Origin of the sequence: Streptomyces sp. NPDC093260 (genome assembly GCF_040683715.1) — a bacterium.
Taxonomy (GTDB): domain Bacteria; phylum Actinomycetota; class Actinomycetes; order Streptomycetales; family Streptomycetaceae; genus Streptomyces; species Streptomyces sennicomposti.
In genome coordinates this window covers 104,883-130,430 of sequence record NZ_JBFBEK010000013.1, presented here as the reverse complement: position 1 = coordinate 130,430, position 25,548 = coordinate 104,883, and the positions used below count along the sequence as shown (strand labels likewise).

Below are 25,548 nucleotides of genomic sequence, written 5' to 3'. Positions count from 1 at the left end.
TCTGAGCGGAGCAGCAGACATGACCTCCTTGACCACCAGCGTGTTCGACCTGCCCGACCGCCTCGCCGCGAAGGCGGACCCCGGGCTGATCGGCCGCGACGAGCGGCACTTCGCGGCCATCGCGACCACCCTCGAACAGACCATCGCCGAACTGACCGAAGCACTCGACGCCGAGCGACGGGCGCCGGGCGGTGTGGGCCGGCAGGCGATGGACCGGGACGCGGAGGTGCACCGGCTCACCGCCCGGCTGCGCACCCTGCGCCGCTTCGGCGTGGACCTGTGCCTCGGGCACATGGTCGGCGCCGACGACGCCGAACCGGTGTACGTCGGACGTCTCGGCCTCACCGACAGCACCGGCCGCCGGCTGCTGGTCGACTGGCGCTCCCCCGCGGCCGAACCCTTCTTCGGCGCCACCCACGCCCACCCCATGGGCCTGGCGAGCCGCCGCCGCTACCGCTGGACCCGCGGCCGGATCACCGACTACTGGGACGAGGTGTTCACCGCCGACGGGCTCCGGCAGCGGGCCGCGCTCGACGACCAGTCCGCGTTCATCGCCAGCCTGGGGAGCACCAGGTCGGAGAGGATGCGCGACGTGCTCGGCACCATCCAGGCCGACCAGGACGCGGTCATCCGCGCCGGATCGCGCGGCGCGCTCGTCGTGGACGGCGGCCCGGGCACCGGAAAGACGGTGGTCGCCCTGCACCGCTCCGCCTACCTCCTCCATTCCGACCCGCGCCTCGGCCACCGCCGCGGCGGTGTGCTGTTCGTCGGCCCCCACCGCCCCTACCTGGCCTACGTCGCCGATGTGCTGCCGAGTCTCGGCGAGGAGGGTGTGCAGACCTGCGTCCTGCGGGACCTGGTCGCCGAGGGGGCCACGGCGGTGGAGGAGACGGACCCGGAGGTGGCCCGCCTGAAGTCGTCGGCGGACCTGGTGAGGGCGATCGAGAAGGCCGTCGGGTTCTACGAGGAGCCGCCCACCGAGCCGATGACGGTCACCACCCCCTGGTCCGAGGTCCGGCTCACCGCCGACGACTGGGCCGAGGCCTTCGGGGCGGCCGAGCCCGGCACACCGCACAACGAGGCCCGCGAGCATGTCTGGGAGGCCCTGATCACCATCCTGGCGGACAAGCACGACGGCGAGGTGTCGCCCCCACTGCTGCGCCGGGCGCTGGCGCACGACGAGGAACTGACCGGGGCCCTCTCCCGCGCGTGGCCGCTGCTCGAAGCGGCCGACCTGGTGTCGGACCTGTGGTCGGTGCCCGCGTATCTGCGGATGTGCGCACCCTGGCTCAGCCGCGAGGAGGTGCGCACCCTGCAACGCGCCGACGCCAAGGCGTGGACGGTGTCCGACCTGCCGCTGCTCGACGCGGCCCGGCAACGGCTCGGCGACCCGGCGGCGGCCCGCCGCGCCCGCCGGCGCAAGGCCACCCTCGCCGCCGAACGCGAGCGGATGGCCGCCGTCATCGACAACGTGCTCGCCGCCGACGACGACGGTGAGGGCGCGGTGACGATGCTGCACGGGACGGACCTGCGGAACAGCCTGGTCGACGAGGGTGCGCTGCCCGTGGCCGAACCCGACCTGCTCGCCGGGCCGTTCGCACACGTCGTCGTGGACGAAGCACAGGAACTGACCGACGCGGAGTGGCAGATGCTGCTGCTGCGCTGCCCGTCCCGGAGCTTCACCGTCGTCGGTGACCGCGCCCAGGCCCGGCACGGCTTCACCGAGTCGTGGCGGGAACGGCTGGAGCGGGTCGGGTTCGACCGGATCGACCTCGCCTCGCTGAGCGTCAACTACCGCACACCGAAGGAGGTCATGGCCGAGGCCGAGCCGGTCGTCCGGGCCGCCCTGCCGGACGCCAACGTGCCGACGTCCGTGCGCGCCACCGGCATCCCCGTCCGCCGCGGGTCGGTCACGGAGCTGGAGTCGGTGCTCGAAGCGTGGCTCGCCGGGAACGCGGACGGGACCGCCTGCGTCATCGGTGCGCCCGCGTTCCGGGAAACGTCCCGAGTCAGGTCGCTGACACCGCGCTTGGCGAAGGGACTGGAGTTCGACCTGGTCGTCCTGGTCGATCCGGAGGAGTTCGGCGAAGGTGTCGAGGGAGCGGTCGACCGCTATGTCGCGATGACGCGGGCGACCCGTGAACTCGTCGTGCTCACCAGTTCCTGAACGCGGGACCAGCGTACCGAGGGTGTGCCGACGGGTGCGCCGGGGCGGAGGCCGTGCGTGCTGCGGACGGCCCCCGCCCGGCCCCACGTGTGTGCACGAAGGTGTGTGCACGGGTCGGGTGTGGCCTGCGACGGCGGACGTCGAGGGGTGCGGCCGTCGGCGGCCGGGGCCACATGTGCCGGCGCCGCCGGATCAGGCGGCGCCGGCCTGCGCCCCGTCCTTCTCCTGTCCCACCACGGTGTACATGACCGAACGGCCCTGCTTGTGCCGCTGGATGCGCCCCTTGGCGACCAGGGCCTCCAGGGTGTTGCGGACGACCTGGGGGGTGGGCTCGCGGTCCGGGTGCTTGGCCAGCAGCTCCTCGCGCAGCTCGGCCGCCAGCCGCGGCTCGCTGTGCCCGCCGAGCAGGTCCAGCAGCAGGTCGCGCAGGAGGACCTGGGACTCGTCCTTCTTCGCGGCGGCCTTGCCGGTGCCCTTGGCGGCGGTCTTCGCGGCGCCCTTCGGGGCGCTCTTCACCGTGCTCCTCGTGGCGGGCTTGGCGGTGTTCTTCGCGGCCCGCTTCTTCGCGGGGCTCTTGGTGGCGGCCTTCGTGGTCTCCTCGTCCCCCGCGGGCGCGGGCTGCTCGGCCGGGGCGTCCTCGGCGGTGGCGTCCGGCGCGGCCGAGGCCGGTTCCGGGGCGGACGGCGCCTGCCGGGGGGCGGGCTCCGGCTCGTTGCGTGCCTGCTGCGGCACGTGTGCCGCGTCGGCGGCGGGGTGTCCCGCGAGGCTCAGGATGTCCAGCAGCAGGGTCTCCTCCTGCTGGAGGGTCTCCAACTGACGTGTCAGCTCTTGCTGCTGACGGCGGTTCTCGGCGAGATCCGAAGCCGCTTGCTCGGCATACCGCGACCGGACCGTGGCGGTGGCTGATTTGGTGGGCACAGCCTTTCACTCCCTTTGTGTGGATGACGCTGCGCATGCTACTGGGGTGTACGGGCCGTGCCGAGGGTCGGGGACCAAACGCGGTGCGCGGCGCGGACCCGCGACACCCCCGGCCACATGGGCCGACGAGGTGTGCTGAGCCGGTTCGGGGCGGTGGGAGCGCCGCCGGAAAACCGCCGTATCGAGTGGCGTCCGCGTTTTGACGGGACGGGGTGCGCGCCTTGAGGCTCCGGCCCGCCGGCCGGGCGCGTAGGGGCTGGGGGTGTTCATCGGCCAACCCCGCGGCCGAGGGCCGGAGTTCGATGAACGTAGCATCGTTGAAACCTTTGCGAAAGGGCTTGCACCAGGCCGACCTGGTAGCTGCCTGCTGAACTGCCTTTTTCGCGCGAGGGGTTGACCGGCGGTGCACCGCGCCGTACGGTCTCGGCCGCAATCTCTTGCAGCAAGAACCAGTCCGCGGCAAGGGACGGCACACGGCCTTCTCCGGCACGGCGCGTTGCCTTCGAGGCTGCTGCTCCGGTACACCCCACTTCACCACTGGAGAAACCATGGCCAGAAAGACCGTGGCCGCTGCACTCGCCGTACTGGCGGGAGCCGCTGCGGCCGTCACGGCACCCACGCCGGCGCAGGCGAGCCCGCCCGGCGGCAAGGACGTCACCGCGGTGATGTTCGAGTGGAACTTCGCCTCCGTCGCCAAGGCCTGCACCGACGAACTCGGCCCCGACGGCTACGGCTACGTCCAGGTCTCCCCGCCCAACGAGCACATCCAGGGCAGCACCTGGTGGACCGCGTACCAGCCGGTCAGCTACAAGATAGGCACCAAGCTCGGCGACCGCGCCGCCTTCAAGAACATGGTCGACACCTGCCACGCGGCGGGCGTCAAGGTGGTCGCCGACGCCGTGATCAACCACATGGCGAACGCCTCCGGCACGGGCACCGCGGGCTCGTCGTTCTCCAAGTACGACTACCCCGGCCTCTACTCGGCGGCCGACATGGACGACTGCACCTCCACCATCACCAACTACGCGGACCGCTGGAACGTGCAGCACTGCGAACTGGTGGGCCTGCCCGACCTCGACACCAACGAGGAATACGTCCGCAAGACCATCGCGGGGTACCTCAACGACCTGCTCTCCCTCGGTGTCGACGGCTTCCGCGTCGACGCCGCCAAGCACATCGCCGAGGACGACCTCGCGAACATCAAGTCCCGGCTGACCAACCCCGGCGTCTACTGGAAGCAGGAGACCATCGGCGCCGCCGGGGAGGCCGTCCAGCCGTCCGAGTACTACAACACCGGAGACGTCCAGGAGTTCCATTACGCCTACGACCTCAAGCGGGTCTTCACCGGCGAGAAGCTCGCCGAGCTGAAGAACTTCGGCGAGGCCTGGGGCTATGTGCCCAGCGGCAAGGCGTCGGTGTTCGTCACCAACCACGACACCGAACGCAACGGCACCACCCTCACCTACAAGAACGGCGCCGCCTACACCCTCGCCCATGTCTTCATGCTGGCCTGGCCCTACGGCTCCCCCGACGTGCACTCCGGCTACGAGTTCACCGACAACGACGCCGCCGGACCGGACAACGGCCAGGTGGGCGCCTGCTACACCGACGGCTGGAAGTGCCAGCACGCCTGGCGCGAGATCGCGAGCATGGTCGCGTTCCGCAACACCGCCGCCGGGACCGCGGTCACGAACTGGTGGGACAACGGCGGCAACCAGATCGCCTTCGGGCGCGGGGACAAGGCATACGTGGCCATCAACCACGAGGGCTCCTCGCTGACCCGCACCTTCCAGACCTCGCTGCCCGCCGGTGACTACTGCGACGTGCAGAGCGGCAAGGGCGTCACGGTGAACTCCGCCGGCCAGTTCACCGCCACCCTCGGCGCCGACACCGCCGTCGCCCTGCACGTGGGCGCGAAGACCTGCGGCGGCACGAGCGGCGGAGACGGCGGGGGGAGCACGGCCACCGGCGCGTCGTTCAACGTCAACGCCACCACCCAGTGGGGCGAGAACATCTACGTCACCGGGAACAACGCCGCCCTCGGCAACTGGAACACCGCGAGCGCCCTCAAGCTGGACCCGGCGAGCTACCCGGTCTGGAAGCTGTCGGTGCCCCTGCCCGCCGGCACGTCCTTCGCGTACAAGTACCTGCGCAAGGACGCGAGCGGCAACGTCACCTGGGAGAGCGGCGCCAACCGCACCGCCACCGTCGGCTCCGGCGGCCTGGTCACGCTGAACGACACCTGGCGCGGCTGACACCCGGAGCCGCCCACGGCCGGCGCGCGCCGCCGCCCCGAATGGACCGGGGCGGCGGCGCGTAGGTACGGCCGAGGGGTTCGGACCCCATCAGCGGGTCCGAACCCCTCAGGAGCGGTCCGGCCGGCCGCCGTCATGGACGCCGGCCCGCCGGGGCTCGCGATAACAAGCGATCAGGCGCAGGTTATGCCGATGCAGATGGTGTTGAGCGCCGTCAGCAGACCGACGCAGGCACACGTGCCGCCGTACGAGGCGCCGTCCATCTCGACGGGCTCCGTCTCGGGGAGGGCGTGCAGCTCGGCCAGCAGTTCAAGGTCCAGGTTTTCCATGGGTGTTCCTTTCTGTGGGGGAAGGTTGAGCGGCGAAGGGACGCTGCTCAGGGTGTGGCGACCGGATGGAGCGGTGCACGCACCACCCGGGGGTCTGTGGGGCAGCGGTCGGCCCGGACCGGCGGCGGGACCGTCCAGAGCCGGGGAGAGGCGTGCCGCAGCCGCAGCAGGAAGGCGAGGATCCCGGCGGACCCGTCGCTCCAGCTGGTCGAGACGTCCCCGTACTCGTTGGGGAAGACGAGGTGGCCGTGCCGGTGGGCGCGCTGGGTCAGGAGCAGGTGGGCCAGCTCCTCGGCCAGCACCCGGTGGGTGTCGTCCCTGGTGGCGTCGGCCATGTCCAGCAGGAAGTCTCCGTTGCCCGCGAGCCCGTGGCACTGGGTGAGCGGGGCGCGCGAGGCGTACTCCGCCACGGCACGGGTGGCGCGGTGCGCGTAGTCGCCGAAGCGGTCGTCGCCGGTGGCCTGGTACAGCCGGACCAGGAAGGCGCCGATCCCGGCGGAGCCGTGGCACCAGTACGGGGTCGTGGGCTCGTTCGCGGCCTGCGCCGGCCAGTGCGCGGCCTCGCCGATGAGGACGGCGTTGGCCGTCAGGTGCTCGCCCGCGTCCACGGCCAGGTCCAGCAGGTCGGACCGCCGGGTGGCCAGCGCGGTCGACAGGAGGAAACTGCCGATGCCCGCGACGCCGTGCGCGAAGCCGAGGTAACGCTTGCCGGCCAGCCGGGAGACGGCCTCGGCGGGCGCCGCCCAGCTCACCCCGGTCGGCTCGGGCTCCGCCGCCGCAGCCAGTTCCTCGGCGGCGGCGACGGTCAGCTCCAGGAGACGGTCGTCGCCGGTGCGGTTCCACAGGTGCAGGGCGGCCAGACCGCTGCCCGCGCTGCCGTGCGTGATGTCGTGGCTGGGTGAGTTCTCCAGCGGCGCGAGGGCCAGCGCGAGGGCGTGGTCGGTGAGCCGTGGGTCGTCCACGGCACGACCGGCGTCGTACAGCGCCCACGCGGTGCCGCGGTCGCCGAAGTGCAGCCCGGGGCGCGCTCGCCGGACGTCGGTGTGCCGGGTGATCCAGTGGCCCGCGGTGGAGATCACCTCGGGCAGACGCGGATCGCCGGTCAGCTCGAAGTACCGGGTGAGGACGGCCAGTACACCCGCCGCGCCCTGCTGCACGGTACAGGGGGCGGTCTCCCCGGCGGTGGTGGAGACGGGCCACAGCCGTCCGTTCTCGCCCGGTGTCATGGTGGAGATGAGGTGTTCCACGATCCCGTCCACCGGGTCCTGCTCGCCGTCCGGCGCGGGCGGCCGGGCGGCGCGGGCACCGGCCGGGGTGTGCGGGCGTGCGGGCGCCGCGGCGACGGTGCGCAGGGCTGTCCGCGCCCGGGGCAGGTCCCAGCGGGCGGCGGGCTCGTCTCGCATCAGCCCGAGGAGCATCGCCACCAGGCCGTCGGCCAGCCCGAGCCGGGCCGCGCAGGCGGTCAGCCAGGAGGCGAGCCGCTGTTCCACGGGCTTGGTGGCGGGCTCGTCGTCCAGCAGGATCGGCACCCGGCCCACCAGGACGAAGCAGGCGGTGGCGCCGACGCTGTAGTAGTCGGCGGTCCGGGACACGGGCGCGTCGACCAGACGCTCGGGCGCGCTGAAGCCAGGGGTGCCGAGTCGGGTCGGCGGGGCGGACTCCTCGTCCAGGACGGTGAGTTCGAGGTCGATCAGGCGCAGACTGCCGTCCGGGCGGACCATGACGTTGCCCGGCGTGAGGTCCCGCAGTACGCAGCCCTGGGCGTGGGCCGCCGCCACCAGATCCACCAACTGCTCGACCAGGGCGAGTGCGTCGGCCCGGTAGCGGTCCGCGCCGAGACGGCGGAACTGCTCCGACACCCAGGTGCGCAGCGTGACCCCGGGCACCTCCTCCTCGGCGAGGAACAGGTGCCGGCCGTGTTCGAACAGGGCCAGCGGTGCGGGGGCCAGTCCGAGCCCGTCCAGCCGCTCCAGCGCGCGGGCCTCGTCGCGCAGCCAGTCCTGTACGTCGCGGCCGGCGGCGTCCTCCTCCACATGCGGCCGGGCCTCCTTGATGACCACCGGGTCGCCCGTACGGAGGTCGGTGCCCCGGTAGACGCCGCCCTTGTTGGTGTGCCGGATGGCCTCCCGCACGGTGAAGCGGCCGCCGAGGGTCAGGGGCCCCGCGGGGCGGGCGGTCGTGCCGGGGGCCGCGGTGGCCGTGGTGGGGGCCTGCTCGTCCCGGGTGGGAGAGGCGGGCTGCCGGTCGGCGGCCGGTGCGGCGGGCGCGGTGGGGAAGGGGCAGACCGCCCAGGAAGGGGGCAGGTACCGGCCGGTCCGGCGGTCCTCCACCGGATTGCCGTCGGGGTCCTTGATGTACGTCACCAGCAGGCCCTCGTCCGACAACCGCCGCCGGGCGACGAACGCCCCGTAGCGGTAGTGCACGACGCTGCCCGGCGCGTACGCCCGGTCGGAGAGGATCTGCGGTCCGGCGAGTCCGGCCGTGACCCGGTGGAGTTCCTCCGCGATACGGACCGCGGCGGCGTCGTCGTTCGGGTAGACGGTGAGGAACTTCCCCGAGCTGCCCCGGGGCGTGCTGCGGGAGTTGAGCACGCTCACCTTCTCCCGCGACCGGGCGAACTTGAACGCGGAGTCCTCCGCGAGGAGCACACCCAGCGCCTGGGTGAGGATCGCCGGGGCGGAGGCGACCGTCGCCGACAGGTGGAGCTTCCAGCCCTGTTCGGGCGTCGTGCCGGTGACCGGAGTGACGTGGCACCACGTCTCGTCGGCGACGTTCCGCCAGCGCGCGACGGTCGCGGTGGCGCGGAGTGCTTCGCCAAGGAGGCGCTCGAGGTCGCCTGCCGTGTCGACGTGCCCGGTCATCTCAGTCCCTTCCACCCGGACGGGAGGTGTTTCCCGTCCTGCGGTCATGACCAAGGTGCGCACACCTGCGAGCGGTTGGCGCGCGGTGCCGCGCAGACGGGTGACGATCTCACACGAGAGGCGGAGGGCGGGGCTGCGGGAGCTCGGCCGGAGGGAGGGGGTGTGCGACCCGCTGCCCCGGGGTGGGGGCGGCAGTACGGCTCGGTCGGACCCAACTCGTCTGGTCGGGCCTCCGTTTCGTCCGAGGCGTCGGCCTCCCAGTGAGGGCCTGCAGCCGGGGTGGCGGGACCGCTGTGAGCAGCCCGCCGTCCGCCCGCCGTCACCGCCTGCCGTCCGCCCGTCGGCGCCGACCAGGCGGGCGGGATGCGGGCCGGCCGAGGAGAACAGGCGGGTCGGGAACGGCTCTCTTCGGAAACGGCCCTCTCCCGGAACAGGGCCGATCGGCCCTGGCCTTTCGACCCCGGTCCGGGGAAGGATGCCAGGGTAGGCAGAACTCATCACAAGGAGTGACCGATGGCGGAGCGCGAGCAGGCAGGCCCCGACACCCCGATCCGGGTCTTCCTCCTCGACGACCATGAAGTGGTCCGCCGTGGGGTGCACGACCTGCTGAACGACGAGTCGGACATCGAGGTCGTCGGCGAGGCCGGCACCGCGGAGCAGGCCCTCGTACGCGTCCCCGCCCTGCGCCCGGACGTGGCGGTGCTCGACGTGCGGCTGCCGGACGGCGACGGGGTGACCGTCTGCCGCGAGCTGCGCTCCCGCCTGCCGGAACTGGCCTGCCTGATGCTGACCTCCTTCGACGACGAGGAAGCCCTGCTGGACTCGATCATGGCGGGCGCCTCCGGCTATGTGCTGAAGCAGATCCAGGGCTCGGACCTGGTCTCGGCGGTACGCACCGTCGCCCGCGGCCAGTCGCTGCTCGACCCGAGCGCCACCACCAAACTGATGGCCCGGCTGCGCGGCGGACAGCGGCAGGAGGAGCAGCCGGACGCGCTGCCCGGCCTGACCGAGCGGGAGCGGGAGATCCTGGCCCTGATCGGCGAGGGCCTCACCAACCGGCAGATCGGCCAGCGCCTCTACCTCGCCGAGAAGACGGTCAAGAACCACATCTCCCGTCTCCTCGCCAAGCTCGGCGTGGAGCGCCGGATCCAGGCCGCCGTCATCGCCACCCAGGCCCGGGACCGGCGGCGCGGCGACAACCGCTGACGCATCACCCCACGACCACCGGGTCCCGGTCCGTCGGGGCCCCTCCCGACCGGCGCCGCGCACGGCGCCGGCCTCCTTCCGCGCGGTGTCCCATCACCGTCCCCTCCTGCGGCGGCACCCGATACTGTGACCCGAGAGCAGTACGTTCTCGGCACGTCGTGGGCATGGAGGAACAGCGGTGGGAAGCTCCGACGAGTCCGCCCGCGTCCGCCTGCCGCAGCTGCGGCTCGACGAGCTGCTGGAGGAGCTCCAGGCCCGTCTGGACGCGGCGCGCGGCACCCGGGACCGGGTGCACAGTCTGCTGGAGGCGGTGCTCTCCGTCGGACGCGAGCTGGACCTCGAACCGGTCCTGCACAGCATCGTCGAAGCGGCGGCGACGCTCGTGGACGCCGAGTACGCGGCGCTGGGCGTGATCGGTCCGGACGGCAGGCGCCTGTCCGCGTTCCACACCATCGGGGTCAGCGACGGGCAGATCGCCAAGATCGGCCCGTTCCCCGAAGGGCACGGGATTCTGGGGGAGTTGATCCGGCATCCGGAGCCGTTGCGGCTGGCGAAGCTGTCGGAGCATCCGGCGTCGTACGGTTTTCCGGCGCATCATCCGCCGATGAACACGTTTCTGGGTGTGCCGATCCGGGTGCGGGACCAGGTGTTCGGGAATCTGTACCTGACGGAGAAGCGGGGCGGGGCGGAGTTCGACGAGGAGGACGAGTCGGTCCTGTCGACCCTGGCGGTGGCCGCAGGTGTGGCGATCGACAACGCGCGGTTGTACGAGGAGTCGCGGCTGCGGGAGCGGTGGCTGCAGGCCAACGCGGAGATCACCCACGGTCTGATGTCGGGCAGCGCACGCGGTGAGGCGCTGGGGCTGATCGCCGAACGCGCCCGGGAGATCACCGGTGCGGCCCTCGCCGTGGTCGCGGTCCCGATGGCGGACACCGACGCCCTCACCGTGGAACTCGCCATCGGGCCGCAGGCCCAGGCGCACCGCGGCCTGGTGCTGCCCCTGGACGACAGTCTGATCGGGCTCTCCTTCACCACCGCCGCACCCGTCACCAGCCCGGACATCTCGCGCGACGACCGGGTCTCGGCCGGGCCGCTGCGGTTCGCCGGGCTGGGACCGGCGGTCGCCGTGCCCGTCGGCGCGGGCGAGCGGGTGCGCGGCGTGGTGCTGCTGGTGCGGGAGGACGGGCGCAGCCCGTTCTCGGAGGAGGAGACCGAACCGCTCAAGAGCTTCGCCGCGCAGGCCGCGCTGGCGATGGAGCTGGCCGAACGACGCCAGGACGCGGAGCAGATCGCGCTGCTGGAGGACCGCGACCGGATCGCCCGGGACCTGCACGACCTGGCCATCCAGCGACTGTTCGCCACCGGGATGACCCTCCAGAGCGCCGGCCGGTTCATCGACCACGCGAATGCCAAGGAACGCGTGCTGCGGGCCGTGGACGACCTGGACGAGACCATCAGGATCATCCGGTCCACCATCTTCGGCCTGCGCTCCCGCGACGACGACGGCGCCCCGGGCCTGCGCGCCCGGATCGTGGGTGTGGCGGGCGAGGTGGCCCCCGCCCTGGGTTTCGCGCCCAGCCTGCGGCTGGAGGGCCTGCTCGACACCGAGGTCCCCGACGAGGTCGCCGAACACGTGGTGGCGGTCGCCTCGGAGGCGCTGACCAACGTCGCCCGGCACGCGCACGCCGACCGGGTCGAGGTGGTGCTGGAGACGGACGGCAAGGCGGTACGCCTCGCGGTGACCGACGACGGCGTGGGCATCCCCACAGAGGGCCGCCGCAGCGGGCTGGCCAACATGGCGGAGCGCGCCCGACGGCTCGGCGGCGCCCTGGAGTGGACCACACCCGACGGCGGCGGCACCGCACTGGTGTGGCGGGTACCGCTGGAAGCGGCCTGATACCTGGACCGAAGGCCCCCGCCCGCCGGTCGAAGGCCCCGCCCGGACCCGCGGGCCAGGGACCAACGGACCTGCGGCCAGGGCCGCTCGGCGCTGGGGGAGGACCGCCCGCGCGCTCCATGCTGACGGTGATCGAATCGGAGGCGGCGCATGGACCACCGCACCCCCCTACCGGCCCGGCCACATCCCCCGTCCCAGGCCGGGGCGGGCGCGGGGTACGGACTGCGTCGTCCTCCGGTTCGGTCACCGTCCGGCCGCCGGCGGCCACGTCTGCCCTGACTCCCGCCCGGCCGGACGCACACCCGGCGGCCGGTGGCCGTGAACGAGGCCGGCGACCCCCTCTGTCCGGACGGCCACTGACAACCGCCGCTCCCCGGACCCGAGGACAGCCCCGCTCCGCACACGGCCGAAGTCGCTTGCCATACCGGCCGGCGCGGCCGCTTCACCGCCGGCGTGGGCCGGCGGTTCGGGCGGCTCACCGGGGCGCTGTTCCCGCCGGTGCGGCCGGTCACCTGGTGGACCATCGTCTGGCACAGGGGAGTGACCTGGGCGTCGCTCGCCGAGCCCGGCCACGGCGGCACCCCGGCCGCCGAGCTGTGCCTGTCTGCCCTGGTGATGCTCGCCGCGGCGGCACATGGGTGGGCGTACGCCACGGGCCGCCCCGCGCGCTCGCCCGCGTCCTCGCCGATGGGCTCCCAAGGCGTCGTCCTGCCGGCCACGGCACTGCCGACGGCGTGAGGGCGGCGGGAAGGCGGCGGGTGTGTCGCCGTGCCCCTGGTGGTCCGGCGGCCGTGTGTCCGACGCCCCTGTGCTCCGTAGTCGGCACCTGCGGCCCTGCGAAAGGCACCCGGGACCTGCGGACCTGCGAAAGGACCGCTGAGCCCTCGCTCCGCGCCGGTGCGACGGCGCAGGGTGGAAGGGAAGAGACGGTTTCGTGGAGTGTGCGGAGGAGCCGGCATGCAGACACCGGAAGTCGACGCGACGGCCGTGGAGAGCCTGCTCCACGCGGCCGTGGCCGCGCCGTCGATGCACAACACCCAGCCCTGGCGGTTCGGGATGGAGGCGGACACCGGCGCGATCCACGTCCGCGCGGACCGCGGCCGGCGGTTGCCCCTCTCCGATCCGCACCTGCGCGCACAACACCTGTCGGTGGGCGCGGCCGTCTTCAACCTCCGGGTCGCGGCGGCGCACCTGGGCTGGGAGCCGGACGTACAGCTGCTGCCCCACCCCGGCGACCCCGATCTGCTGGCCACCGTTCGGCTCACCGTCGCGACGGGAGGCGCGCTGCCGTCGTACGGCGATCTGTACGACGCCGTGGCCCGGCGGCACACCAGCCGGATGCCGTTCACCGGACGGCCGGTACCGGAGCACATCGTGGCCGAGATGCTCGCGGCGGCGCGCACCGAGGGCGCGCACCTCGACGTGCCCGGCGTCGTGGGCACCCGCGGACTGCTGCGGCTGACCGCGCTCGGCGAGGTGCGCAACACCGCCGACCCGGCCCGCGCCGCCGAGGCCCGGCACTGGATCACACCCCCGAACACGCCCGCCCTGTACGGGATTCCGCTCACCACGCTGGGACCCAGGGACCTCGGCCGCCGGATGCCGATGCGGGACTTCACCGGCCCGCTGCCGGGACTGCCGTTCCCCGCGCTGCGCTTCGAACGGCACGCACAGGTCGCCCTGTTGTGGACGGCGCACGACCGACCGGCGGACTGGCTGCGGGCGGGGCAGGCCCTGGAACGGACGCTGCTGGTGGCCACCCGGCACGGGGTGCGCACCTCGATGCTGCACCAGGCGATGGAGTGGCCGGACCTGAGGGCGGCGATGAGCGGCACCCGGCGACGGTGCCACCCCCACCTGCTGATCCGCTTCGGCTACGGCCCGGACGGCGGCCGCACCCCCCGCGCGACCGCCTCGGCGCGCCTTCGCGAGCAGACGACGGGGTGACCGTCGGGCAGGCGAACGGGCTGACCCGGGCGACCGGCCGACCCGCGACCCGGAGGGCCCCGCCGCCGCACGCGCCCCGCCGTGCGCACCCGCACAGGGCACACCGCCGGGTCAGCCCGAGGCGGCCCGGGGGGTGTGGCCGGAGGCGTCCTCAGCCCGTCGCGGCCCGGAGGTCCACGAGTGCGCGTCCGGTGACCATCGTGGACTGGATCGTGATGAAGACGTCGTCCCGGACGGGCATCCAGGAGACCGGGCCCGTCCGCAGCAGCCGGTCGTGCTCGGCCGGATCGGTGACGACGGTGGCCCGCCCGGTGACGACCACGCTCCAGCCCGACCGGCTCGCCGGATCGAACTCGTCGGCCTCGAAGGCGACCACGACGCCGTCGACCGCGCGGACGAGGTCGGAGCCGGCCGAGGTGCGCAGCAGCACGGACGAGTCCGGGCCGAGCGCGAAGTTCACCGGCAGTACGGCGGGCAGCGCCTGCCTGGTGTACACCACCCGTCCGACCGGCGCCTCGGCCAGCAGACGCAGGCACTCCGGTCGGTCCAGAGAGCGAAAGCCGTCGTTCTTCAGCATCCCTCCATCGTCCCCGGCCACCACCGCGATGGTCAGGGCCGATCGGCCCCTTCGCGAACCGGGTGCGTGGGCCCCGCACTCCGGGACCGCCGGCCCCCGGAAGTGGGACGATCTTCCCGCCGGCCGGGACCGAACCCGCACCACCCACCGGGCTGCCCCTTCGGGTCCCCCTCCCTCTGGACCGGCACGGGGCCGCTCTTCGCCTGGAGCGGCCGGAAACGGGTCGTCACGCTCTATCCGCTGCCCGCCGAGCCGGCCGACGGCTCGCTGCCGGAAGACCCCGCCACGGCGGCGGTCCTGCACACGGTGGCCGTGGCGGCGGGCGAGACCCTTTCCCGCTCCCTGGCCCGGAGGACGAGGACGGGCGGCCGGGCCGGTGAAGGGGCGGCGCGCCGGACAGGCTACGGCAGCTCGACGGAGCCGTACGGGGCGGTGGGGTGGCCGGTCTGGAGGGCCCAGTAGCGGTCCCCCCAGCTCCAATGCCACCATTCCGTGCCGTAGTTGACCAGGCCGGCCGCGGACAGGGCGCCGGCGAGGAGGCGGCGGTTGGCCCGGGCCTCGGCGCCGATGTTCGCGGCGTCCGTGTAGCAGGCGCCGTCGCTCTGCTCCGGAGTGGCGTTCAGCCGGGTGCCCATGTTCAGCTCGCGGCCCCGCTCGTCCACGAGGGTCAGATCCACGGCCGCTCCTGCGCTGTGCGGGGCGATCTCCGGGGGCGAGACATAGCGGCTGGCCGCGCGAAGGACACGTTCCGGGGGCCAGTCGGGGTGGCTGCGGCCCAGTTCCGCGGCGTACTCCTCGAAGTAGCGCCGCTGGAGGCCGGGCGGGCGGTAGCCCTCGACGAACAACAGGGCGGTGCCGTCCGGAAGGTGGGCTCGGGCGTGGAGCAGCCGGTCGAGCAACCCCTGCCGCAGGTGGGCGAAGGAGCCGTCCGGGTCGTGTCGGCGTGTGTCGACGCGGATGTCGCCCTGGGTGCGGACGTCGGCCAGTCGCTCGCCGCATTCCCGTACCGGTATCGCCGCCACTCGCGGGTCGGACATCAGCACGACGGTCATTCCTGCTCCCAGTCCCAGGTGTCGAAGTAGGCTGCCACACCCGTCCGGCGGGCCTCCAGCACCGCTTCCAGCCGTTCGAAGTCGCGCGGCGGCATCAACGGCCGCCACTCCCGCAAGGACAGGACCCGCACCTCGTCGTGCTCCTCGGGGTCCAGGACGATGCCGCGGATCTGGTCCCCGGTGAGCCGGCCGCCGTCGAACACCGTGCCCATCGTGCTGTACGGCCACTCGGCCCCGGGCAGCCCGAACACCGTCGCGAGGAGCCGTGGCGGTCCCGGCACGGTGAGGCCGGTCTCCTCCCGGCACTCCCGGACCGCGGTCTGCCACGGACGCTCGCCCGGGTCCATGGTCCCGCCCGCCAACTGCCACGGGTGCGTCGGGCTGTAGACGGAGTGCAGTTGGACGGGCCGGTCCTGCTCGTCGGTGAGGAGGACCGCGGCGAAGCCGGTCGCCTTCATCACCGTCTCCGCGTACTCCTCGGGCGGCAGCCAGACCCGCCCGCCGCGGGGCGGACGTGACTCGACGGCCGCTCCGGGCGCCGTCATCGGCTCATCGGTCGTCGCCATGGCGCTCACCAGCCCATCTCGGGGCGACGAACACCTGGATCCGCTTCTCGGTCACGCACGGGCCGGGAGTCTCCGCCCAGGTGAAGGGCGTGACCACGTCCAGCACGAGCCCGGTCTCCTCGCGGAGTTCGCGGACGATTGCCTCGTGCGGACTCTCGCCCTCCTCGGACCCGCCGCCGACCAGCGACCAAGTGCCGTTCGCAGATCGGCTTGTGGGCGTCACGCAGGTGCAGCAGGTACTGCCCCCGGCTGTTGACGATCAGTACGGCGGTGCCGTGGACCGCGCTCGCCTCGCCGGGCACGGCGGACGGAACGGCAGCAGTGCGGGACGAAGGGGGCATGCTGCTCCCGGAGGGTGTGCGCTGCGGACAGGTGCCAGGTAACCGGAACAACGCAGGTCACCCTCTGTCCGTCACGGCACCTGGCGGGCGGAACCGAGGCAATTCAGCCATCCGAGGAGCCGGGCGCCCTCGCGGCTCGTGAACTCCGGGTCGCGCAGGGCGCTGGCCAGCAGCGACATGCCCTGGTAGCCGGAGACCAGGGTGAGCGCGAGGCCGTCCGGGTCGGGCAGGGCCAGCGCGCGGAACTGGTTCGCGGCCCAGTCCAGCAACCGCCGGATCACCGCCCCGGCCGCCATGTCGAGATCGCCGTCGGCCCGTTTGTCCAACTCGACGGCGAGGGTCGCCGACGGCATCCTGGACATCCTCGGCGACCCGCTCCCGGCCGAGCGGCGGGCCGGCCCGGACGTACGCGACGTCCTGGGCCGCCCGGCCCGCCCCTTCGCGCGGTGGGCGGCGCGCGATCTGCCGGCCTTCCGGTAGCGCCCGCGACCGGCGGGTGCGCGGCGGCACCTGCTGCGGACGGGGCGGTGGTCGGGACCGGAGCGCGGGGGCGTACGTCAGTCCACCGGCCACGTGTGCACCGGGGCGTTGAGGTGCATGTACTCGATGTACTGCTCCGTCATCAGGCGCAGCGACTCGTGGCGGCCGGAGCGGGTGGTGGCCTCCAGGCGGTGGAACATCTCCTTCTGCCAGACCGCGCCGTTGCGGCCGGTGACACAGCGCTGTTCGATCACGCCGAGCAGCGGTTCCCGCCAGGCCGCGTCCATGCCGGACAGCTCGAGGCCGCGGTGCGCCATGGGCAGCAGGCGCCGCAGGACGAGTTCGGCGACCGGCACCTCGCCCATGCCCGGCCAGTACAGACGTCCCTCGATGCCGTGCCGTGCCGCCGTGTGCAGGTTGTCCTCGGCAGCCGAGAAGGACATCCGGGACCACACCGGCCGGTCCTCCTCCACCAGGGCGCGGGTGATTCCGTAGTAGAACGCGCCGTTGGCGAGGGTGTCGGCGACGGTCGGGCCGGCGGGCAGCACCCGGTTCTCCACCCTGAGGTGCGGTTTGTCCTGGGCGATGGCGTAGACCGGCCGGTTCCAGCGGTAGATGGTGCCGTTGTGCAGGGTCAGCTCACCGAGTTCGGGAATGTCGCCGCGGTCCAGGGTCTCCCCGGGGTCCTCGTCGTCGCAGAGCGGGAGCAGGGCCGGGAAGTATCGCAGGTTCTCCTCGAAGAGGTCGAAGACGCTGTTGATCCACCGTTCCCCGAACCACACCCGGGGCCGCACCCCCTGCACCTTGATCTCCTCGGGACGGGTGTCCGTGGCCTGCTCGAAAAGGGGGACACGTGTTTCGTGCCACAGCTCCTTGCCGAACAGGAACGGCGAGTTGGCCGCCAGCGCCACCTGGACGCCGGCGACCGCCTGCGCCGCGTTCCAGTAGCCGGCGAACTCCTCGGGGGAGACCTGGAGATGGAACTGGGTGCTGGTGCAGGCGGCCTCCGGCGTGATCGTGTCCGCGTACGTCCGCAGCCGGTCCACTCCGTCCACCTCGATGTGCAGGTCCTCACCCCGGGCGGCGAAGACCTGGTCGTTGAGCAGCCGGTAGCGCGGGTTCTCGGAGAGCGCGGAGTGGCCGACGTCCTCCTGCCGCAGTGTGGGCAGGATGCCGATCATGATCAGATGGGCGCCGACCGTTCTGGCCCGGCGGTCCGCGTGGTTGAGCGCGGACCGGATCTCGGACTCCCAGGCGTCGGGGCCGCCGGCCGTCAGGCGGCGCGGCGGGATGTTGGTCTCCAGGTTGAACCGCCCCAGCTCGGTGGACCAGGCGGGGTCCGCGATCGCCTCGAGCACGTCGCTGTTGCGCATCGTCGGCTCCGCCCGGTCGTCCACCAGGTTCAGCTCGATCTCCAGCCCGACCTGCGGCCGCTCGGACTCGAAGCGGGCGTCACGCAGCATCTGCGCGAGGGCGTCGAGGCACTCCTGCATCTTGATCCGGTAGCGGCGGCGGTCCTCACGGGTGAACACCAGCGCCGGGACGTCCCGTCCCATCGGGCCTCCCGGTGGCCTCTCGACGCACATCCTCCACACCTCAGCGTCCCACCACCGGGGGACCTCGACCACGCGGCGGGGCGGGCGCGGGCTGCGCCGAGGGAATTCTCCCGGCGTGTTCAGCGCGGCGACTGAATCCGTCGCTGGTGGTGCCTATGGCGACTGTTTTGCGCGAAATCATGGCGGTGATGCGACGGAATCAGTAGAGTTCCCGTCACTGCCCCATCGCGTGCGCGGTGCCCGGCCAGGCCGTGTCGGTCCCGTCGGCCGTGCCGGGTCGGCCGCGTCGGTCGTATTCGCTGCGTCGGCCGTACCGGCCGTGTCCCAGAGAGGTGTCCCCCATGGACTCCGGTTCCCCGGAACGGCGGCTGCCGGTCACCGAGCGGACGCGGCACCGCCGGCTGCGGCAGCAGGGCAGCCTGGACCGCGACCGGCTGGACGCGATCCTCGCCGCCGGCTTCGTCTGCCACCTGGGCGTCACCGTCGACGGCGCCCAGCTCGTGGTGCCGACCGTGTACGGCTCCGACGGCGCCACCCTGTACTTCCACGGCTCGGTCGCCAGCCGCAGCCTGGTCGCCTCACCCCACGCCACGGTCTGCGTCACGGTCACCCACGTCGACGGCCTCGTCCTGGCCCGCTCGGTCTTCGAGCACGGGGTCAACTACCGCAGCGCCATGATCTTCGGCGTCCCCCGCGCGGTCACGGACCCCGGCGAGAAGCTCGCCGGCCTGCGCTGGCTGACCGAGCAGGCCGCGCCCGGCCAGTGGGACTACGCCCGCCGCCCCAACGCCAGGGAACTCGCCGCGACGGCCCTGCTCGCCCTCCCGCTGGACGAGGCGTCCGTCAAGATACGTACCGGCGCCCCGGAGGACGGTGACGGCGAGGACGCCCGGCTGGGCCTGTGGGCGGGCGTCCTGCCGTTGCGTACGACGTGGGGCGAGCTGGAGGCGGACCCGCTGCTGCCCGAGGGCGTCGCGGCCCCCGCCCACCTCGCGAAGCGGGCCGGAACTCCGGCCGACTGACCGGGCAGGGCCGCCCTGTGCGCGTCCGGGTCCGCGTCGGGTGCCTGTCCCGGTCCGGGTCCCGGTCCGGGTCCGGGTCCGGGTTCGGGTCCGGATCAGTGGGAGGTGGGCCGCAGGTGTACGGGGAGGGTCTGGTGGCCGTTGCTGATGAGTGAGGGACAGGGCTGCAACGTGTCGGCGGGTACGGCGAGCTCCAGGTGCGGGAAGCGGTCGAAGAGCAGCCGCAGGGCGGTGGTGACCTCCATGCGGGCGAGGGGCGCGCCGAGGCAGAAGTGGACGCCGTAGCCGAAGGCGAGGTGGTCCTTCGACGTCCTGGTCGTGTCGAAGACGTCGGCGGTCGGGCCGTGCCAGTCCGGGTGCCGGTTGGCGGCGGCGTAGGAGGCCAGGATGGCCTCACCGCGGGCGATGACCTGCCCGTCGGGCAGCGGGATGTCGGTGAGGGCGTAGCGCAGCGGGAGGTGTTTGACGGCCGGCTCGTGCCGCAGCGTCTCCTCGACCACATCCGTCCAGCTCGCGCGGCCGGCCCGGAGGTGGGCCAGGTGTGCGGGATCGGTGAGCAGGGCGGTGACGGCCTGGTCGATGACGTTGACGGTCGTCTCGTAGCCGGCGCTGATCATCAGCAGCAGGGTGTCGCGCAGTTCGGCGGCGGACAGGGCGCCGCCGTCGCCCTCCTCGTCGCGGGTGGCGAGGAGGAGGCTCGTCATGTCGTCGCCGGGGGCGTGCCGCTTGGCGGCGATGAGCCGGTCCAGCGCCGTGTAGAGGGCGGCGGTGTTGGCCTCGGCCTGCGCGGCGGTGAGCGTGGTGGTGAAAACCCCGTCGACCAGCGCGCGGAAGTCCTGGCGTTGGTCGTGCGGTACGCCCATGAGTCCGCCGATCACGGCGATCGGAAGCGGGCGGGCGAGGTGTTCGCGCAGGTCGACCGGTGCGGTGGCGGGCAGGGCGGCCAGCCGATCGAGGAGCGGGGTCACGGCCGCCTCGACCACGGGGCGCAGGGCCTCGATGCGGCGGGCGCTGAAGGCCGGCGCGATCATCCGGCGCAGCCTGCGGTGGTCGGGGCCGTAGGCCGTGAACATGTTCCTGGCCGTCACCCAGAGGGCCAGCGGCCAGGTGGCGACGGCCCCGGCGTAGCCCGGCCAGTGCGCGGCGGCGTCCTTGGAGACCTCCGGACTGGTCAACAGGTTTTTGAGGAGCGAGGGTTCGGTGACGGCCCAGGCGGTCACGCCGAGGATGTCCACGCGGGTGGCCGGACCGCGGGCGCGCAGGGCCCGATGCTCGGCGTGGTGGTCGGAGCCGGTGGGATCGAGGACGTACGGCAACTGGTACGGCGGCTGGGGTGACGGCTCGTACGGCGGTGGCTGCTCGGTCACGAGTGCGGTCTCCTTCGGCGGGCGACTGCGTACCGGGCCGCGACGGGAGGGGGCGGGGACGCGTCCCAGCGGATGGTTACCCGGGCGGACGACCGGAGCAATCGACTCCGAGAGGAGGGGAACCGGATAATCTGCACGCGTGTCGTCGTGCGGCGGTCGCCCCGGCCCGGAGGGGGACGGGGCGACCGCGACCGCTGGGTCTTGGCCCGGCTCCCGTACCGGGGCCGGGCCACAACCGAGCCGGGGAAGCCGGTCGGCTACGCGGACAGTGTCCACACCGCGTACGCCATCGCGTCCGCGTTGCGGTTCAGTGCCGTGTCGTCGATGTTGGCCGAGGTGTCGCAGGACGAGTGGTAGCAGCGGTCGAAGGCCACACCGGCCGTACCGCCCCACTTCGCGGCCTGCGCCGAGGTCTTGATGTAGTCCGCGCCGCTGAAGACGCCGCCCACCGGGATGCCCGCGTTCTTGAAGGGCGCGTGGTCGGAGCGGCCGTCGCCCTCGGTCTCCGGCTCGGTCGCGATGCCGAGCCCGGTGTAGTAGTCCTTGAGCGTCTTCTCGATCGTGGGGTCGTCGTCGTAGACGAAGTAGCCGGGGTTGGGCGAGCCGATCATGTCGAAGTTGAGGTAGCCCTTGATCTTGGCGCGGTTCGTGGTGGACAGGCCGCTGACGTAGTTGCGCGAGCCGACCATGCCCAGTTCCTCCGCGCCCCACCAGGCGAACCTGAGGTGTTTGGCGGGCTGGTAGCCGGTGCGGGACACGGCCAGCGCGACTTCCAGGAGCGCCGCCGAGCCTGAGCCGTTGTCGTTGATCCCGGGCCCCGCGGTGACGCTGTCGAGGTGGGCGCCCGCCATGATGACCCGGTTGGCGTCGCCGCCGGGCCAGTCGGCGACGAGGTTGTAGCCGGTGCGGCCCGAGGCGGTGAACTGCTGGACGGAGGTGGTGAATCCGGCCGCCTTCAGCTTGTTCTGCACATAGGTGAGGGAGGCCTGGTAGCCGGCGCGCCCGTGGGCGCGGTTGCCGCCGTTGGCGGTCGCGATGGACTGGAGTTGCGCCAGGTCGGCCTTGACGTCGGCCACGGCGATGTCGGGCGCGCCGACCGCCGCCCGAGGCGCCGGGGCCGCCGCCCCGGTCGTGGCGCCGCCGACGAGCAGTACGGCGGCCGCCGCGGCGACGGCGCAGGCGGGCCTGCGGAGGCGAACGGAGTGTGTCATGTGGGGCTCCGTGTTCGGGGTGGAGGCATGCGGCATGCGGGACCGACGGGGAGTGCCGGGACCCTGGTGCATGACATGTCCACGATCTGTGTGGGGTGTCTGGGATCGTGGCGGGGCCACCGGCCCCGGTCAAGAGCGGAAACCGGACATGAGCGTCCGCATAGCGATCCCGGTGACCACCCCGCACGCCCCACGGCAGGCCAGCCGGGCCGGGGGCCGGCCCGGGTTTCGGACACGGAGTGGTAAAGCCGCGCCTGCCGGGTACTCGCGGCACTGCCGAGAGCCGATCGGCGGGCCTTCGGTCCGCCGCGGCCGATCGACGAAACTGGAGGCACCTGTTCATGAGCACGGTCAAGGAAACGGTCGAAGTCGACGTCCCCGTCCGCATCGCGTACAACCAGTGGACGCAGTTCGAGTCCTTCCCGAACTTCATGGAGGGGGTCGAGGAGATCAGGCAGCTGGACGACCGGCACAACCACTGGGTGACGAAGGTCTCCGGTGTCAAGCGGGAGTTCGACACCGAGATCGTCGACCAGCTCCCCGACGAGCGGATCACCTGGCGCACGACCAGCGGCGACACCCAGCAGAAGGGCACGGTCCGCTTCGAGCGCGTGGACGACGGGCACACCCGCGTCGAGCTCGTGATGGACATCGAGCCCAGCGGCATGGCGGAGAAGGCCGGCGATCTGCTGGGGATCACGGACCGGCAGATCAAGGGTGACATGAAGCGCTTCAAGGAGTACATCGAGAAGCGTGGCGGCGAGTCCGGCGCCTGGCGCGGCCGGATCAAGCCGGGAGAGGCGGACGCCGGCGGGACGTCCGGCGGGTTCTCCGGTGGAGGCTTCTGAGGCCGGGCATGTGTGACTGGCGGCCCGTCAAGTGAGGGGCATACGGCTACCGGCTTGACGGGCCGCTTCGCGCGGTGACGGGTGAGCGGGATCAGGTGAGGCGCCTGCGGCGGGGCCGGGCGAGGCGTCGGCGGCCAAGCTGCCTCAGCGGGAGGCGCCGTCCCGCTGCCAGGCGCCGATGCCCAACTTTCCCGTCGTGCCCAGGTCCAGCTCCGGCGTCACCGTCACCGCGGCGGCGCCCGGCTTCGCCACCACCCGCACGTAGGGCGCGTTGACGGGCTCGCCCGTCTCCGTGGTGTTGCGCCACACCAGCCCGGCGCGCGCCCCCTCCCCGGGCCGCAGTGCCAGGGGCCGGGGTGGGCCGTCGGCCCCGACGCCGAGGGCGATGGTCCCGCCCCCGTGCAGGATCCGTACGCCCTCGACCGGCTTGTGCTCCTCGTCGAACAACTGGAGCCGCGGATAGCCGTCGAGGTGATACGTGCGCGTGCCGCAGTTCACCAGATGCAGTCCGACGACGCGCAGCCCCATCGCGGCGTCGCCCCGGTCGGCGTACACACGCACCCCCGAGGGCGGGCAGGGCCCCGTCTCGCTGGGCGCCTCGTTCGAGGGGACGCTCCTGACCTGGGTGATCCGCACCTTCGTCGCCTTCCCCGCGTCCCCGGGCAGCGCGCCGACGTCCGCCAGCGCGACCGCGCGCCGTACGGTCCGGCCGGGTTCGACGGACGCCACCGTCGTCCGCGCACTCGTCAACGCGGTACCGGTGTCCGCCAGCAGGAAGTAGGTGACCGTGTACGTGGTCGTCCCGGCCGTGTGGTTGGTGATCTCCAAGACCGGGCAGCCGGCCGGGCCGACGAGCTCGACGCCGTCCTTCGCCGTCACCGCGCCGCCGGAAGATCCGTCCGTCGCCGCTTCCCCGGGTGTCGAGGCTCCGGGGCCGGCTTCCTCGGCCGCCGTCTGACCGCCCGATGCGGCGGAGGCGTCGCAGGAGCCGTCCGGGGATCCGGACGCGTACGGCGATGCCGGGCCGGGGCCCTGCGCGCCCGTCCGCTGCGCACCGCACGCGGTGAGGAGCAGTGCGCCCGCGAGGGCGACGGTGGCGGGCAGGGCCAGGGGAAGAGGGGCGCGGCGCATGGATGCAGTCGATCAGGTGGGGGCCGCTTCGGCTGTGACCTGGGTCATGCCGGTCGTCACAGGGCTGTCACAGCCGGGGGTGGCGCGCTCGGCGGTTGCTACCGGGGCGTACCGCGTTTACATCGGTCTACGGGCTCGCTACCGTGGTGTCTATGGGAGCGCTCCCATAAGGCGTTTTGCATTTGTCATGCCCTGATCATTCGGCTCGGTGCGGGAGGAGAACGGACGGTGACGAGGACGGTTCGGCCGCCGGGCAGGCGGGAGTTACGGGTGGCGGCGCTGCTGGCCGTGGTGGGCGCGCTGCTGGCGGGCCTCGCCGGCTACGGCTCACGCGGCACAGCTCGGGCGGCGGACGGCGGTGCCGCGTGCCGGGTGTCGTGGACGGCCGACCAGTGGGCGGGCGGTTTCACCGCGCAGGTGTCCGTCACCAATCTCGGCCCTGCGGTCGGCAGTTGGGAACTGCGGTGGACGTTCGACGCCGGTCAGCGGGTGACCTCAGCGTGGAACGCCCGGGTGAGCCAGAGCGGTACGGCCGTCACCGCCGCCGACCTCGGCTACAACGGGTCGCTGGCGACCGGCGCCACCGCCGGCTTCGGCTTCCAGGGCACCTGGTCGGGCGGCAATGCCGTACCCGGTGACTTCACGTTCAACGGCGCTTCGTGCGGCGGGGGTCCGGGGGCGAGTCCGACGCCGTCGGGGCCGTCGGGGAGCCCGTCACCGACGCCGTCCGGACCGTCCGGGAGTCCTGCGCCGCCGCCCTCGGGCAGCCCTGCTCCGGGGTGCGGCGACGCGGCGGTGTGCTCCGGCTTCGAGGACCAGACCGGGAGCGCGCCGTCGGGCGCCTGGACGGTCGTGTCGCCCGACTGCAACGGTTCCGGCAGGGCGACGGTGGACACCTCGGTCGCCCACACCGGAAGCCGCTCGGTACGGGTGGACGGCGCCGCCGGTTACTGCAACCACGTCTTCGTGGCCACCACGAAGGACGTCTCCACGGTGGGTCCCGTGGTGTACGGCCGGGTGTGGGTGCGGCACAGCACGCCGCTGCCCGCCGCGCACATCGCGATGATCACCCTGGCCGACGCGCGCGACGGCGGACGCGACCTGAGGATGGGCGGCCAGAACGGCGCCCTCCAGTGGAACCGCCAGTCCGACGACGCGACGCTGCCCGCGCAGAGTCCGGCGGGCGTGGCGCTGAGCACGGGACTGCCGACCGGGCGCTGGGTGTGCCTGCGGTTCGCCGTCGACACCACCCGGCAGGCCATGGACACCTGGCTGGACGACCAGCAGGTCGCCGGACTGCACGTGGACGGCACGCCCACACAGGACATCGACGCGCAGTGGCTCAGCCGCACCACTGCCCCCCGGCCCACCACCTTCCGGCTGGGGTGGGAGAGCTACGGCACGGGCGACGACACCCTCTGGTACGACGACGTGGCGCTCGGCTCGACACCACAGAGCTGCTGAGCGCGGCGGCGGTTCGCCGTCGGTGTCGTCATGGCCGGCGGCCCCCGGTGTGCGGGGGCCGGCTGGCCTGCCCGGGGCCGCCGGTCGGTCGAGGTCCCGGGGGCGTCAGGTGGCCCCGGGGATGGTGCCGAGGGACGCCAGGGGCGCGGCGGCCGTCCGGTACAGCGCCTGGTGGCCGGCCCCCGAGCGGGAGCGCAGGTTGACGCCGTAGGCGAGGAGAGCCGAAGGCTCGGCTGCCGACCGGAGTTCGGCGTCCTGGGGGGAGCCGGCGGAAAGTCTGCGCGCACAGCAGCCCGGCCTGCAGGGCGCACGGCAGGTGCCGTTGGCGAAGACGTGCCTCCGAAGCCGCGCGG

Annotated in this window: 20 protein-coding genes and 2 pseudogenes; 10 read left to right on the top strand and 12 right to left on the bottom strand. The window is 73.0% G+C overall.

The features are described from left to right. The first annotated feature begins 19 nt into the window (after nt 1-19). Nucleotides 20-2,167 carry an RNA polymerase recycling motor ATPase HelR gene (helR, locus tag AB0N63_RS18675; protein WP_365530081.1) on the top strand — a complete coding sequence of 716 codons (2,148 nt, stop codon included), beginning with the start codon at nt 20-22 and terminating at the stop codon, nt 2,165-2,167. 192 nt (nt 2,168-2,359) lie between these two features. Here helR and AB0N63_RS18670 read toward each other — a convergent pair whose 3' ends face one another. Continuing rightward, complete coding sequence (locus AB0N63_RS18670) at nt 2,360-3,085, bottom strand: hypothetical protein (RefSeq protein WP_365530080.1); 726 nt, start codon at nt 3,083-3,085, stop codon at nt 2,360-2,362. Nucleotides 3,086-3,633: 548 nt separating this feature from the next. On the opposite strand from AB0N63_RS18670, the gene AB0N63_RS18665 reads away from it, so the two are divergent. Continuing rightward, nucleotides 3,634-5,340 carry a carbohydrate-binding module family 20 domain-containing protein gene (locus tag AB0N63_RS18665; RefSeq protein ID WP_365530079.1) on the top strand — a complete coding sequence of 569 codons (1,707 nt, stop codon included), beginning with the start codon at nt 3,634-3,636 and terminating at the stop codon, nt 5,338-5,340. Nucleotides 5,341-5,513: 173 nt separating this feature from the next. Here AB0N63_RS18665 and AB0N63_RS18660 read toward each other — a convergent pair whose 3' ends face one another. After that, on the bottom strand, nt 5,514-5,669 hold the full coding sequence (locus AB0N63_RS18660; protein WP_009192482.1) for a VenA family class IV lanthipeptide: 156 nt from the start codon (nt 5,667-5,669) through the stop codon (nt 5,514-5,516). Nucleotides 5,670-5,716: 47 nt separating this feature from the next. Then, complete coding sequence (lanL, locus tag AB0N63_RS18655) at nt 5,717-8,530, bottom strand: class IV lanthionine synthetase LanL (RefSeq protein WP_365530078.1); 2,814 nt, start codon at nt 8,528-8,530, stop codon at nt 5,717-5,719. A 513-nt stretch (nt 8,531-9,043) separates the two neighbouring features. Between lanL and AB0N63_RS18650 the strand changes: the two genes are divergently transcribed. The 4 genes from AB0N63_RS18650 to AB0N63_RS18635 all read left to right on the top strand — a co-directional run bounded on the left by AB0N63_RS18650 (nt 9,044) and on the right by AB0N63_RS18635 (nt 13,580). Further along, complete coding sequence (locus tag AB0N63_RS18650; RefSeq protein WP_365530077.1) at nt 9,044-9,736, top strand: response regulator transcription factor; 693 nt, start codon at nt 9,044-9,046, stop codon at nt 9,734-9,736. 178 nt (nt 9,737-9,914) lie between these two features. After that, nucleotides 9,915-11,633 carry a GAF domain-containing sensor histidine kinase gene (locus AB0N63_RS18645; protein WP_365530076.1) on the top strand — a complete coding sequence of 573 codons (1,719 nt, stop codon included), beginning with the start codon at nt 9,915-9,917 and terminating at the stop codon, nt 11,631-11,633. Nucleotides 11,634-12,086: 453 nt separating this feature from the next. Beyond that, nucleotides 12,087-12,371, top strand: a complete 285-nt coding sequence (locus AB0N63_RS18640) for a hypothetical protein (protein WP_365530075.1) — start codon at nt 12,087-12,089, stop codon at nt 12,369-12,371. Between the two features lie 219 nt (nt 12,372-12,590). After that, a complete protein-coding gene (locus AB0N63_RS18635) occupies nt 12,591-13,580 on the top strand; it encodes a nitroreductase family protein (RefSeq protein ID WP_365530074.1) in 990 nt (329 codons plus the stop codon). Nucleotides 13,581-13,731: 151 nt separating this feature from the next. On the opposite strand, the gene AB0N63_RS18630 is transcribed toward AB0N63_RS18635, so the two are convergent. From AB0N63_RS18630 to AB0N63_RS18610, 5 genes and pseudogenes are all read right to left on the bottom strand, one after another. Beyond that, nucleotides 13,732-14,157, bottom strand: coding sequence for a pyridoxamine 5'-phosphate oxidase family protein (locus tag AB0N63_RS18630; RefSeq protein ID WP_365530073.1), 426 nt, complete (start codon nt 14,155-14,157; stop codon nt 13,732-13,734). Between the two features lie 401 nt (nt 14,158-14,558). Continuing rightward, complete coding sequence (locus AB0N63_RS18625; protein ID WP_365530072.1) at nt 14,559-15,209, bottom strand: M15 family metallopeptidase; 651 nt, start codon at nt 15,207-15,209, stop codon at nt 14,559-14,561. Beyond that, nucleotides 15,206-15,754, bottom strand: coding sequence for an NUDIX hydrolase (locus tag AB0N63_RS18620; protein ID WP_365530165.1), 549 nt, complete (start codon nt 15,752-15,754; stop codon nt 15,206-15,208). The genes AB0N63_RS18625 and AB0N63_RS18620 overlap by 4 nt, the downstream gene beginning before the upstream one ends. 4 nt (nt 15,755-15,758) lie before the next feature. Next, a complete protein-coding gene (locus AB0N63_RS18615) occupies nt 15,759-15,998 on the bottom strand; it encodes an NUDIX hydrolase (RefSeq protein WP_365530071.1) in 240 nt (79 codons plus the stop codon). 189 nt (nt 15,999-16,187) lie between these two features. Beyond that, nucleotides 16,188-16,466: pseudogene (locus AB0N63_RS18610) on the bottom strand (TetR/AcrR family transcriptional regulator); the annotation flags it as partial. Between AB0N63_RS18610 and AB0N63_RS18605 the strand changes: the two are divergent. Continuing rightward, nucleotides 16,456-16,596 (top strand): annotated as a pseudogene (locus AB0N63_RS18605) (NmrA family transcriptional regulator); the annotation flags it as partial. The pseudogenes AB0N63_RS18610 and AB0N63_RS18605 overlap by 11 nt on opposite strands. Nucleotides 16,597-16,673: 77 nt before the next feature. Here AB0N63_RS18605 and AB0N63_RS18600 read toward each other — a convergent pair. Next, nucleotides 16,674-18,152 carry a glutamate-cysteine ligase family protein gene (locus tag AB0N63_RS18600; protein ID WP_365530070.1) on the bottom strand — a complete coding sequence of 493 codons (1,479 nt, stop codon included), beginning with the start codon at nt 18,150-18,152 and terminating at the stop codon, nt 16,674-16,676. A gap of 341 nt (nt 18,153-18,493) precedes the next feature. Between AB0N63_RS18600 and AB0N63_RS18595 the strand changes: the two genes are divergently transcribed. Then, nucleotides 18,494-19,174 (top strand): pyridoxamine 5'-phosphate oxidase family protein, encoded by a 681-nt coding sequence (locus AB0N63_RS18595; protein WP_365530069.1) that lies wholly within the window; start codon nt 18,494-18,496, stop codon nt 19,172-19,174. A 95-nt stretch (nt 19,175-19,269) separates the two neighbouring features. Here the strand turns inward: AB0N63_RS18595 and AB0N63_RS18590 are convergent, their stop codons facing one another. Both AB0N63_RS18590 and AB0N63_RS18585 read right to left on the bottom strand, forming a co-directional pair. Beyond that, entirely contained in the window at nt 19,270-20,541 is a 1,272-nt protein-coding gene (locus AB0N63_RS18590) for a cytochrome P450 (protein ID WP_365530068.1), read from the bottom strand. A gap of 257 nt (nt 20,542-20,798) precedes the next feature. Next, on the bottom strand, nt 20,799-21,752 hold the full coding sequence (locus tag AB0N63_RS18585; RefSeq protein ID WP_365530067.1) for a M28 family metallopeptidase: 954 nt from the start codon (nt 21,750-21,752) through the stop codon (nt 20,799-20,801). A 341-nt stretch (nt 21,753-22,093) separates the two neighbouring features. Between AB0N63_RS18585 and AB0N63_RS18580 the strand changes: the two genes are divergently transcribed. Next, on the top strand, nt 22,094-22,600 hold the full coding sequence (locus AB0N63_RS18580) for an SRPBCC family protein (RefSeq protein WP_365530066.1): 507 nt from the start codon (nt 22,094-22,096) through the stop codon (nt 22,598-22,600). A gap of 144 nt (nt 22,601-22,744) precedes the next feature. On the opposite strand, the gene AB0N63_RS18575 is transcribed toward AB0N63_RS18580, so the two are convergent. Next, nucleotides 22,745-23,731, bottom strand: a complete 987-nt coding sequence (locus AB0N63_RS18575) for a DUF4232 domain-containing protein (protein ID WP_365530065.1) — start codon at nt 23,729-23,731, stop codon at nt 22,745-22,747. Nucleotides 23,732-23,959: 228 nt separating this feature from the next. Between AB0N63_RS18575 and AB0N63_RS18570 the strand changes: the two genes are divergently transcribed. Continuing rightward, the gene (locus AB0N63_RS18570) at nt 23,960-25,195 is read left to right on the top strand and encodes a cellulose-binding domain-containing protein (protein ID WP_365530064.1); all 1,236 of its coding nucleotides are present in this window, start codon (nt 23,960-23,962) and stop codon (nt 25,193-25,195) included. Nucleotides 25,196-25,548 lie beyond the last annotated feature (353 nt).